General features: G+C 47.1%; 11 protein-coding genes. All 11 read right to left on the bottom strand.

Annotated features, from left to right (window positions below; translation table 11 throughout):
* Positions 1-15: 15 nt before the first annotated feature.
* Positions 16-873, bottom strand: coding sequence for a hypothetical protein (locus MHH48_RS06105; protein ID WP_076322727.1), 858 nt, complete (start codon positions 871-873; stop codon positions 16-18).
* A gap of 154 nt (positions 874-1027) precedes the next feature.
* A complete protein-coding gene (locus MHH48_RS06100; RefSeq protein WP_076322726.1) occupies positions 1028-2149 on the bottom strand; it encodes a beta-ketoacyl-ACP synthase III in 1122 nt (373 codons plus the stop codon).
* Positions 2150-2486: 337 nt separating this feature from the next.
* Positions 2487-3032, bottom strand: coding sequence for a hypothetical protein (locus tag MHH48_RS06095; RefSeq protein WP_076322725.1), 546 nt, complete (start codon positions 3030-3032; stop codon positions 2487-2489).
* 2 nt (positions 3033-3034) lie between these two features.
* Positions 3035-3802 carry a YpjP family protein gene (locus MHH48_RS06090; protein ID WP_256720538.1) on the bottom strand — a complete coding sequence of 256 codons (768 nt, stop codon included), beginning with the start codon at positions 3800-3802 and terminating at the stop codon, positions 3035-3037.
* 346 nt (positions 3803-4148) lie between these two features.
* Complete coding sequence (locus MHH48_RS06085) at positions 4149-4289, bottom strand: N-acetylmuramoyl-L-alanine amidase (protein ID WP_256720537.1); 141 nt, start codon at positions 4287-4289, stop codon at positions 4149-4151.
* Positions 4286-4399: a phage holin family protein gene (locus MHH48_RS06080; protein WP_256720560.1), complete on the bottom strand. Its 114-nt coding sequence runs from the start codon at positions 4397-4399 to the stop codon at positions 4286-4288. Before MHH48_RS06080 ends, MHH48_RS06085 begins: the two co-directional genes overlap by 4 nt.
* 123 nt (positions 4400-4522) lie before the next feature.
* Positions 4523-5473, bottom strand: a complete 951-nt coding sequence (gene arcC / locus MHH48_RS06075; protein WP_076322724.1) for a carbamate kinase — start codon at positions 5471-5473, stop codon at positions 4523-4525.
* A 47-nt stretch (positions 5474-5520) separates the two neighbouring features.
* The gene (locus MHH48_RS06070; RefSeq protein ID WP_076322723.1) at positions 5521-6882 is read right to left on the bottom strand and encodes a tetratricopeptide repeat protein; all 1362 of its coding nucleotides are present in this window, start codon (positions 6880-6882) and stop codon (positions 5521-5523) included.
* 75 nt (positions 6883-6957) lie between these two features.
* Positions 6958-8499, bottom strand: a complete 1542-nt coding sequence (locus tag MHH48_RS06065; protein ID WP_076322722.1) for a xanthine permease — start codon at positions 8497-8499, stop codon at positions 6958-6960.
* A gap of 423 nt (positions 8500-8922) precedes the next feature.
* A complete protein-coding gene (locus tag MHH48_RS06060; RefSeq protein ID WP_076322720.1) occupies positions 8923-10353 on the bottom strand; it encodes a DUF1116 domain-containing protein in 1431 nt (476 codons plus the stop codon).
* A gap of 1 nt (position 10354) precedes the next feature.
* Positions 10355-11899 (bottom strand): acyl-CoA synthetase FdrA, encoded by a 1545-nt coding sequence (gene fdrA / locus MHH48_RS06055; RefSeq protein WP_076322719.1) that lies wholly within the window; start codon positions 11897-11899, stop codon positions 10355-10357.
* Between the last annotated feature and the right edge of the window lie 2 nt (positions 11900-11901).

Genomic DNA, 11901 nt, shown 5'->3' with positions numbered 1-11901 from the left:
GAATTTAAACTATAATTACACTTTTCTCAATATCATCCACCATTGTTTATCATACGATTCGACTTCAATCTCTTCCAGACCTAGATTTGCTTCGCTAATCCAGCTTCTAGCCAGTTGGATATAGTTGCTGTGAAATTCAGAGGAATAACCCATTTCATCATATCCAGAATAAGTAATATTATCGAATATCATGTATCCTCCTCTTTCTAAATGCTTATAGCTTGTGTCAATGATTTGGATAAACTCATGATACGCTGCATCTTTCAACATGCCTTTTCGGTCATAATCCATAACAGCTTGTAACATTTGAGGTTCGATTGTCCACCAATCATTGTTTACTGTATCGATGCCCTCACGATTGGCGATAATGGTCTGAATGATATCATTAATAGCGTGATGAAAAGCGACAACATCAAAAGAAGACGCTGGATAATATAAACCTATATTTGCGGCATCGTCCTCAACAACCTGTATGTTTATGTCCATTCCTTTCGTTTTCTCCTGAAAATTTTGTGTCAACTCCCTGTTGAGATTGGCAGTCACATAGGTCCCCGTGTTTTTGGAATAAGCGTCTAAAGCCTTTGGAATGTAAACAATATCACCTGCACCAACTTCTAGAAGACTTAAAGCACGGGGCATATTCAGCTCCATGAAGAGATTCTGCCAAGATGCTGAATAATACAATTGAAGATATTCGAATACCCTCTCCTTGGATATGCCTATCGGCACTGCTAATGTGTCTTTTAATTTGTTTTCCATTTGGACTGCGTTCATCTGTTCTAATTCAGAAATCATGTCCTGTGAAAAGTCACGTTTTAGAATATCGTTAAACACACCGGCACTCATCTTCTCTGCTAGTGTCTGCATATTCATTAGAGTATCCCTCTCTTCGTATAGTTTCTAGAGTATATTCGAATTCATGGTGTTTTTTCCTCTTTTTATTATTAAAAAGGAGAATCTGTGCATGATGATCGCTGTCTGTATGAGGAACATAAAAGACGCCGTCTGACGATGGCGTCTTTTATGTTTACACTACGCTCAGCAGCATAATCGAGATTTGGAATCTACCACTTTCGGGAACGATACACAACACCTGCTCTCCCTCAGTGAGATGACCTTCATTCAGCAGCTCCTCCAGCATAATATAGATCGATGCTGCGCCCGTGTTCCCTTTCGTATATAAATTCGTAAACCATTTCTCTTCCGGAATCCTCACGCCGCCATGCTCCAATAACCGGAAGATTTCATCTCTGAAAAAATGCGATGAATAGTGGCACACCATCCAGTCCATTCTCTCAGGATCAATTCTCCCTTCCTCCACGAGCTCCAATAATCGATTGGTGCCTACCTTTGTTATTTCATTGACAAGCCTTACATCCTGCTTCATATTCAGAGCTCCTTGATCGGCTGCTTCATGAATGGAGGGATAGTCCAGCCAGGAAGGAATTCCATTCTCTTTACTCATGCCTGAATACATACAGACCTCATACTGGTTCGCATAGGACTGGTTATCGATCCATTCAATACGCAGCGATGGCCCCTTGGAGGAAGGCTCATTTTGCAGTACGGCTGCTCCTGCGCCATCCGAAAGCATAAAACGTAAGAAATCCGTGTCAAAAGGCACCCGATTATTGCTATAAATCCCCTGTGCTTCAAATTTCGTATGTTTGAATTCGCGACTCAAAAACTCGCTGGAACAGGCGATGGCTGCTCGGTGCTCGCCAGCCTTTATATGTACATACGCATTCTTGAGTGCATGCATTCCGCTGGCGCATAAACCGGAATGAGATGCAATTTCCATAGGGGGTAAACCAGTCTCTGCATGCACCATACTCGCAAACCCTGGCAGGAGCAGATCCGCTCTTGTCGTACCTGTCGCTAGGAAATCGATATCTTGTTCGGTTACGTTGCCGTTTCGCTCCAAGGCATCCCGAATGGCTAAAGAAGCCATCTCTGCGTTTGTGTATAAGCTCTTTTGCTCTTTATCCATGGCATAATATCGGGACCGAATTTGATTCTTCTCCAAAATGAGTCGTTTGGTTTTGGAAGATTTCCCTCCAATCTTGCCAAGATAGTCTTCCATCTCATCGTTACTAACCGGAGAACCGGGGAGAAACTTTCCTACACTTGTGATATAAACGGAATTCATAAAACACACCTCGCAAATATCAAATTTGGTTAATAATGGTATATTATATGGATATAAGTACAAGATATGACCAAATGTTAAGAGAATATATCAGCGACCTTGATGACCGTCGATATCCATAGATAGATTTCCATGCCCGCTTGTTCGATGAATCTTTGTCCGTGCAGAGCACACCTCAGGCATTTATATAATTCTTTCTTTACTCGAATTATTTCTTGAGTTTCTTTGGAAACAACCAGTGACTTTAATTCATATGAAAATTATAAATTCCCATAATCGCAAAAATAAAAGACCCTGCACTATATAATGTGCAGGGTCTTACTTTTCAAATTACTTACTACATTTTAATCAATTCCTGTATCCATTTAATCGTTATTTCATCTTTGACCTCTGTACTCAAATCGGATGGAAACTGTAAATATTGTTCTTCCTCAGGCATTTTATGCAACTGACTATGCACAATAGGATCAGCGTTACCGTCATCATTGTAATATTGGGGAAAGCGGTATTCTTGTCTTTCAAGTGAGCGGTAGACATAGAAACTGTACTCGATTCCATCAACTACACAAAAGGCATGGCCTTGAATTCGCGGGTCGCACCAGACGTGAGTCCCTTTTAGCTTTTTCAATGAAAGCAAAAAACCGTTCTTCTGTGCTTCCGTAATATGATAATCATCCAAATAATACTTAGAAGATTTTCGATCAAAATTCGTATCAATAATCTGGTAGTTGAGAATCACTTCTGCCCCCTTTTGAAGAATGGGGTTAAAATAATCCTCTTGGATCCCGCCCTTATACTTTGATAATCGGCTCTTTACCAAGTAGTCAATATTACTATGGTCTAAATTACGACCAAACGTTAACAAAAATCGTCGTTTATCCAACTTTATTCTGAACCCCATTTTGGAAGTGAATTATGGTATAAATCAACATTACCCTTATGGTCAGGCCAATTATCTTTTGTATGATAATGCCACCGAGTATGATTTCTTGAATCGGAAGTATAAACATGTAGCCTCAAATATTCCGAACCATTTTGACCATATAAGGAGATTATGTGTTCACCTTGCTTAATTCCATTGGCTTGCGCAGCATCCTCTGGACCAACACTCCTAGTATAACCATGAATTTCATATTCTCTTTTAATTCCTGGTTCTATCTGTGGCCATACTTTATCATCGAATTGTCTACCTATTTGTTGAACAATTTTTTTCCCCATCTTCTTCTTTACTGCTGCTTTTATTATAGCAGCCACAACAGCCCAAACAATAGGCCAAATAGCTGGCGAAATTTCACTCGGAATACTGGAGTCCGACAAGTGACTGACTGTAGATGTCTGGCTAGTTGCTATATCTGCAAATGCAAGTATCATAGCAAACTCTTTGCTATACTCGTTATATTGTTCAATATTCGCCTTTAAATTTTCGTCTACCTCGATTGCTTCCTCTATGCTGCTAGAGTGTTCTTGGATAAATAATAGAAGTTCTTGAATATCGCTTTCAGTTAGATTTAGTTCATCTTGGATTTGCTGAAGTTCGCTATGTGCTGGGAGCGCCGATACAGTAATTGCAGCAAATACTGTATTTAACAACATTACCAAAACTAAAACTGAAGCTATTTTCTTGATACTGCGCCAAAAACTCAAAAAAACCATCTCCTTATAATATCTATTTTGTATAACACCTCCTAAAAATCTAAATCATTTACTAATATTTAACAAATGAAGAAAGTTATATTTTATTTTAACAATATGTGTTTTATGAATTTTTAATAGTAATTTTGGTATATTATAAAATTTACATTTTCCATCTTTACATAAAGGTCATAGACCATATGCAGGTTCGCCGCTTTCTGTCCCCGATCAATCACATGATAAGGCTTTAGGGCTGCCAGGATGCATTACAATGGATGGAGACCAGGAGGTCAGCGTCCGCTTTGTTGGCCGCATCTGTTCAATCATCAAGCTCAAAAAACTCATCCGTGGACCGGGAGAACAGCACCTATACGCCACCATAATCACGTTCCAGCTGCTTTTTAATTTCGTGTGAAAGAGTAAGAACGATATCCTTTTCCTGCAGACCATTTGCAACCACTCCCGGGTCCTTACCGCCATGTCCGGCATTGATCCATACCTTCTTCATGACTGAATCCTTTCTTTCGTTTGCTTGATTGCCTGGTGACCAAATACAGCAAAGACCCCTGCAAGGATTCCCTGAATGATGGCTTCAACGGAAAACCCGAGGAGCCCGATTATGCGAGTATCATCGCAAAGAACCCGAGAGAGGCACTTTTTTCAAAGTATCCCTCTCTCGGGCCATGTTCAAAAAAGTAAATATAGCGGTTCTGGCGGTTCTTTTGCCAACAGCTTAAGCCGTTAGCTCACAATATGCGTTCCAGCCTGTTTCTTGATGGCATCGCTTAAGCTTTCCGGGTTCGTAATGATGACTCTGCGTCCCGGTTTCTTTAGAAAATTAAGACTGGCCTCAATTTTAGGAAGCATGCTGCCTTTCGGGAAATGCCCCTCTTTCACATACTGTTTAATCTCTTCGACGGTGACCTCTTCCAGTGCCTTCTGATCCGGCGTACCGAAATTCACGAATACTTGGGGCACGCCCGTTGTAATGATCAGCGTTTCGGCATCTACCTGCTCTGCCAATAAACTCGTGGCGAAGTCCTTATCGATCACCGCATCGATGCCTTCATAGATATGGTCCTTCGTCTTGATCACAGGAATACCTCCTCCGCCGACGGCAATCACGATACAGCCGGACTCGATCAGCGATCGGATGGCATCCTTCTCGACAATATCAATGGGAGCAGGTGAAGGAACAACCCTGCGATATCCGCGGCCCGAATCCTCAATCATCACCCACTCGGGATGCTCGCGCTTCAATTCCTCGGCTTGCTCCAGGGAGAAGAAGGAGCCCACCGGTTTGGAAGGATCCCGGAAATTAGGGTCGGCTTCGCTGACCTCAACCTGTGTGATGATGGTCGCTACTTTTTTCGTGATGTTGCGGTGGATAAACTCATTCGTTAACGCCTGTTGAATTTGATAGCCGATGCCGCCCTGCGTGTCCGCCACGCAATTCACGAGCGGAACAGCATTCATGCCGATGACCTCTGAAGCAACCTCGCTCCTTCTCAGCTCAAATCCAACCTGAGGCCCGTTACCGTGGGTAACGACCACGTTGACGCCTGCTTGCACCATGTCTGCAATGTTGGCTGCAATTTCACATACCGCCTCGTATTGATCCTTAATCGACTCGCGGCCATTATCCTTGACTAACGAATTACCGCCAATGGCTACAACTACAAATTTATCCATGACTAACCTCCTGGTCGATCAGCCGATGACTCTGGCTGAGTGATCCTCTATAAACAAGCTGTTATTGTTTCTCTCAAGCTCTTGGCTCTGCCATGATCCGGATGAATAGCCTGTGCTTGTTCAATGAGCGCCATGGCCTCCTCCGGCTGATTAAGCGCTAACAGGCTGCTGGCTTTCTCGCAGTAATAATCCGCATGATCCGGGCCGCATTGGATGGCCTGATCCATCGCTTCGATCGCCGCCGCATAGTTACCAAGCAAATTCAAGGATTGGCCCTTATGATAATGATATAGCCCATTGGTCCGATCATGCGTGATTGCATTGTCTATCGCATCGGCAGCCTCTTGGTGCTTACCGAGCGATCTCAGGCTGTTCGCCTTGTGAAAGGAAAAATCATAACGCCAAGGCTGCTCGGCTAACAGCTGATTCATCACGATGACGGCTTCCTCGTGCCTGCCCAATTCTCTTAAATAATTGGATTTATGATAGCGGTAGAACGTTTCCTCCGGCTTACGCTCAATCGCTTTGTCATATTCGGCAATGGCTTCTTCCGGACGTTTCATCATCCGATAAGCATTGGCGGTATAGAAATAGAAGTCGAGATCGCCGGGATCAATCGACAGCCCTTGATTATAAGCAGCCAGTGCCTCGTCATAACGTCCTAGTTCTCCGAAAAAATAACCTTTGTAGTAGTAGAGGTCGGCAGGATTCCCCTCTTCCCCCAGCACGTTGTCTATGATTGAGACGGCTTCCTCGAACTTCTCTGCCTTACCCAGCTCTTTCGCTCGTAGAATGCTGTCCGGGATACTTACGCTTTGTTTATTGAGAATCTTGATTACCTTATGCTGCTTCATTTCTACGGCATGCTGGAGTGAGGACTTTCCGTCACGATCCTTCAGCTGCACGTCGGCCCCTGCTTCAACCAGAAGCTGAATGATATCAGAGTACAGCCGGCCCCCGTTTCCAAGAATGACAGCCTCCAGCAGCGCGGACCATCCCAGATTATTCACATGATTCACGGCAACGCCTGCTTCCAGGCAAATCTGAACGGTTCTTAGATATCCCTTTTCGCTTGACGGCAGCAGCGTTGTTCCCCCAAACCGGTTCAAGCTCGCGATATCCGCTCCTCCTTGAATAGTCAGACGCAGGATTTCATGAAAACCGTTAGCTCCTGCACATAGATATGGGGTTAACATGGTGATGTCTCTTGCATTCACGTCACTGCCGGCTTCGATTAACTTTTTGGCAAGGGGGACATGGTTTTTCTGTGTTGCAGCCATTAGCGCCGTCCGGCCCTGGCTGTCCTTGTGATGAACATCGGCACCACGCTTCAATAACTGCTCTACCGCAGCCAAGTCTCCCCGGTCGCATGCCAGAATGAGTTCGTCATTCATCGCTTCAGCATTCATGGAGTGACCTCCTCATTTTATGTTCTCAATCCTTGTCATTCAAAACTGCATATTTGGACAAGCCGCATTCCAGCATTACTCTGACTGCAATTGGTTTGCCGGATCGCGTAGATCGGAAAAATGCTTATAAACAAACAGTGCGGCAACCATCAGGTATGCGTATACGAACGGCATCAGTGCCTCTTGGGCAAATCCCACCGTAGGCGCATGGATAATGCCGAATAGGGATAGGACGGCTGCGATGACCGCGAACACGGCAGCCCGCAGCGGCTTATTCAGGATGGCGAAGATGGCAATTGAGCCCCAGATCAAACTGCTGAGCGGCGCGCCGTTCCCCAGATGATTCAGACCGTTATAATAAACGCCTTTGCTTAACAACAAATCGATGCCAACCTTGGAAGCCGTCGTCTCGGCGGCATTAAAGATGTTATTGGCAAGTGTTAAAGCCCAGTTGGCGATCCAAGGGAATAAAGTGATGAAGATAACGGGTACTTCATTCTTAGGCGTTTCCCGGACAACCTGATTGGCCGTGACCACGCCGACATAGACCAGGATCGGAACAATCGCGACAACCGGAATGATGGACAGGAGCAGCGCCCCGATTCCAAAGAGCGAGATGATTAACATGGCAAAACCGGAGGCAATCGTATATCCTAAACCCGCGCCGATGGATTTCCAGCCGGCATGCCCGATGTACACGGTAACCGGGAACGGGTTGCCTGTAAATGCGCCGATACTGGAAGCCACACCGTTCGTCAGCATGACGTTCCGGGTATTATAAGGATCTCCCGCCGCATGCGCGCTCTCGATATTTTCCAAGTCAAAAATATAGTTGGCGAGACCCAAAGGAATAGCCGATGCCAGGTACGGCAGCGCATGAGGTATTCCTTGGAACAGGCTTGTAATGTGTACTTCAGGCGGATTAAAGCCCAGCGTAGATAACGCCGTCGTAATCGCCTCCGGATTTTGCAACCCGAACACCCAAGCCAGAACGGTACCGGCAATGAGCAGCAGAAAACCGGTCGGGATCTTTTTGAATATTGGAGATTTACCAAACCAGTTGATAAAGATGATAACCAATACGATGAAAGCGACGATCGGTGTTTCGAATGATTGCAGCATCGGGTTCATGGCAAGCAGCAGCAATCCAAGGCCGGACAAACAGGACAAGAGAACGGTTCTTGGAATTACTTTTCTGAGCAAATCGCCCAAGAAGGAACCCACAACCAGGATCATGGCTTCGAAGAAGCACCATACCAGACCGATCTGGAGCGCAAAGGTTGCATCATTGGTCTGTCTGAATACCGGAATCAGCACCAGAAAAGTAACGGTAAATATCGACGGGGCACTCGGACCTGACGGCAGCGCGGTAATATCGCTGCGGCCCGTTTTCTTTGCCAGCTTATATCCAAACCAACCGTAAGCCATGCTTGCGATAAAGATAGCGAATCCGAAGGCAGGGACTACTCTTCCGTAGACCATATCTTCCGGAAAACCTACAACAAAAATCAAAAGTGAAATCATGGTCAGCAGATTGGTTAGATTATTGGCAAGCAAGCCGAAGAACGCAGCCCAATCTCCTTTTTTCCATAACATTTTCATGAGTACCTGATCCATATAATTGCCTCCTTAGATCATTACACTTATAGTGCGTGTTCAAAAAGGTCGGTTTTCAGCACCGAGAAGATTGGATAAAGCTAGGGACGTCAGGAGCGGAGCGTACGTTTTGGGTACGTGAGCACCTGAAATGTTTCTGCAGGAAACATGCTTCGGAAGCATCTACTTAGGACCGGCTGAATTCAAGATTCGATGCCGAACCAGCTTCCCGATTTGCCTCGTGTTAGATATAGAATTTATAAGTTATCTTGCTACGCTGATGAAATTCTATATCGCAAGAAAACCTACCTTTAAATCGCGGTCGCTCGTCCTTGAATTGACCTCGATTGGTTTTCTTATCAAAGCGGACTTTTTGAACAACCTCTTATAGAACTAGCATCAGGTACCCTTCAGGCATTAAGGCATGCCTGAAGGGGCACCATTCTAGGACTGAATGCGCTGGCTAAGAGCTAGTAACGCCTGTTCAAAACAATCCACCGGAGGATGCGTGATACCCGCTCCAATCATTCCGATTCCCGGGTCTTTATGCGCGATGGCCGTGTTGATCACCGGCATGATGCCGGTTTGGGCCACTTTACGAATATCTATGCCCGTTGGAATGCCGCTGAAGTTCAATAAAGGAATCGTGACGTTCGGATTCTCCGTAGTCGTAATCTCCTTCATCTTGACCGAATAATTCATGGCTTCATCCACGGTTCCGCCGACAAGCGCCACAATCGCCGGAGCGGTTGCCATCGCAAATCCGCCGATTCCGTAGGTTTCCGTAATCGCGCTATCGCCGATATCAAGGCCCGAATCCTCCGGCTTATACCCTGCGAACATGGGTCCAACCACCTTTTGCGCCGGTCCGGTGAACCAGGTGTTGCCTGGCATGCCGCTGACGCGAATGCCGAATTCGACGCCGTTGCGGGCCATGGTGGTCACGATGGTGCTGTATTCAATCCCATGCGCCGCATCCAGCGCGCATTTACAGAGCGCCATCCAGGTCGGGCCGGAGAAGTAATCGCTGCTTGCCACAAAATCAAAAACCTTGATTTTCTGCTCGGTAGGGAAGTCCGTCCGCAGAATCAGCGGCGTTAACGCTTGGATTAACAGCGTCGTGCCGGCATTGTTACGGTTATGGCATTCATCTCCCATATGAAGCGCCTGCGACAGCATCAGACGAAGGTCAATGCCATTCTCGGAGAACTTCATGGCATCCCGAAGCATCGGGCCGAGCACGTCCCTCATCCAGTTCAGACGGGCGATGACCGTTTCGTCATTAGCGCCCATCCGCAGTATTTTGGACAGCTGCTCGCTCAGGTTCGTGTACGCGATATTGCCGTATGTCCGGTTCTCCACGATGTGCATGAACATGGAGGCTGAGGTTACCCCCGCCATCGAGCCCACGCAGTTATGCTCATGGCATGGCGAGAACGTGATTTCACCCGATGCCGCAAGTTCCGCCGCTTCATCCAGATTGCTGGCCAAGCCTTCGAATACCAGTGCGCCCGTGACCGCGCCCTTCATCGGACCGCTCATTCGCTCCCACGTAATAGGCGGACCTGCGTGCAGAATCGTCTTCTTGGTCATGCCCGGCACGACATTGATCGCCTGATCGAAACCGATCAATACCGGCTGGGAGTTGATGATCCGTTCCACGGCCAGCTGGTTCGCCGCTTCGATTTTCTCCTGAATGTCCGGCTGATCCAACTTATCAAGCAGTGCGATGACTTCAGGCTTGCCGCCGCCCGGCGGTTTCCACTCCAGGTGGGAAACCTTCCCTTTTTGCTTCAAAATATCGTCTTTAAACATTTCAAGACCCACATTGATTACGTGAAGCTCGCTGTTAAATAGCTCGTTGATTCTGCTCATGTCATACTCCTTTCTCGACGAAGCCTCTGGCGAGAAGCCCCGTGTTCGTACTACTGCTGGCATAAGTAACTCCGGCAGATACCAGTTTATTTAACTGCTCTTCTACAGACGGCGTATCGAGATCCGTTCCCAGTACATAGCCGATAATCTCCAGATGTCTTCCTTCTTGTTCGGCCGCCTGCTTGGCTTCCACGATCGCCGGGAGCATGACCCCAACCGGATCCTCGTGCGCTCCGTATCCAAGAACGAAATCCATTACGATAACGCCAACCGACGGATCTTTAGTCTCCTGCTTGAATCTGGCAATCCGGGAAGAAGGATCGATCATCGGGTGAGGCTTGCCGTTGGTGAACTCGTCATCCCCAAAATCGATAAACGTGTGGCCCTGGCTCACATGGATATCCTGCAGGCGATACTTCGGATCCTTTGGAATATTGCTGTATACATCCTCGTATTGCTCCATCGCCAGGTACATGGCTTCGTCGCACAGCGTTCCGCCGCAGAACAATCCACGGATGTATTTTTGCTCCGGCTTTAGCTTGGCCTTGATCTCCTCGATGAGAGGCAGATTCAGCGGGTGCTTATCAATGGTGCTCTCGTCGACGCCCGACAGGATAACGGCTTTCAGCGCCGCTTCTTTCGTCGTTTTGGCAAAATGACCGCCGGCGTTCACCACTGCTTCTTCCGTTCCGCCGATAAAACACACCACGACAGGCTTACTCATGTGCTTGATCTCGGCAAGCACCTTCTCCTCCACGCTCTTTGCAGGCGGCTTCGAGACCAGTACGATGACCTTGGTCGCTTCGTCTTGGTTAAGCGCCCTCATGCCGTCCAGCATCATAATGCCGCCAACCCGTTCGCTTAAATCCCGTCCGCCCGTGCCGATCAGCTGGGAGATCCCGCCGCCAAAATCATGAACCCGAACGCTGACCTCCTGGCTTCCCGTGCCGGATGCGCCTACGATCCCAATGCTTCCTGGACGCACGTTATTCGCAAAGCACAGCCCCACGCCTCCGATGATGGCCGTACCGCAGTCCGGTCCCATCATGAGCAAACCACGCTCATGCGCCATATTCTTAAGCTCGATCTCCTCTTCCACGCTGACGTTATCACTGAACAGCATGACGTGGAGATCATTCTCCAGTGCCTTTCTGGCTTCTCTGGCTGCGAACAGTCCGTTTACAGAAATGACGGCCAGCTTGGCCGAAGGAAGATTTCTTGCGGCTGAGTCGATCGTCGGGAACGTGAGTTCACTGTTTCCTGCCTCGCTTCCCTTGCTGTTAAATAGGGCTTCAACGCCTTCGTAAGCGCTTTCTAGGAACTCCTCAGAGACCGCTTTAATGACGATCATCAGATCGCTGCCCTTGGCTTCCTCCAGCTCCGGGGTCATGAGACCGACATTGGCCAGTACTTCCTTGTTCATCTGCGTTCCCATTGCGATAAATGCCTGATCCACGCCATCTAATTGATTCGCTTTGGTTGACAGTGACATCAATGAGACGGAATCAAAGTACGTATTCTTTTTAATCACAACTTTAGTCGACATGC

The sequence above is a fragment of the Paenibacillus sp. FSL F4-0100 genome, assembly GCF_037993005.1.
Classification (GTDB): domain Bacteria; phylum Bacillota; class Bacilli; order Paenibacillales; family Paenibacillaceae; genus Paenibacillus_AQ.
Note: the sequence above shows the minus strand (reverse complement) of the source record. Positions and strands in the feature narration are given on the sequence as shown.

Excerpts from the sequence above, each read along its gene's own strand:
- MHH48_RS06085 (WP_256720537.1), bottom strand. The coding sequence starts at position 4,289 with ATGAAGAAGGTATGGATCAATGCCGGACATGGCGGTAAGGACCCGGGA.
- MHH48_RS06100 (WP_076322726.1), bottom strand. The coding sequence starts at position 2,149 with ATGAATTCCGTTTATATCACAAGTGTAGGAAAGTTTCTCCCCGGTTCT.
- MHH48_RS06060 (WP_076322720.1), bottom strand. The coding sequence starts at position 10,353 with ATGAGCAGAATCAACGAGCTATTTAACAGCGAGCTTCACGTAATCAAT.
- arcC (WP_076322724.1), bottom strand. The coding sequence starts at position 5,473 with ATGGATAAATTTGTAGTTGTAGCCATTGGCGGTAATTCGTTAGTCAAG.
- MHH48_RS06065 (WP_076322722.1), bottom strand. The coding sequence starts at position 8,499 with ATGGATCAGGTACTCATGAAAATGTTATGGAAAAAAGGAGATTGGGCT.
- fdrA (WP_076322719.1), bottom strand. The coding sequence starts at position 11,899 with ATGTCGACTAAAGTTGTGATTAAAAAGAATACGTACTTTGATTCCGTC.
- MHH48_RS06090 (WP_256720538.1), bottom strand. The coding sequence starts at position 3,802 with ATGGTTTTTTTGAGTTTTTGGCGCAGTATCAAGAAAATAGCTTCAGTT.
- MHH48_RS06105 (WP_076322727.1), bottom strand. The coding sequence starts at position 873 with ATGAATATGCAGACACTAGCAGAGAAGATGAGTGCCGGTGTGTTTAAC.
- MHH48_RS06070 (WP_076322723.1), bottom strand. The coding sequence starts at position 6,882 with ATGAATGCTGAAGCGATGAATGACGAACTCATTCTGGCATGCGACCGG.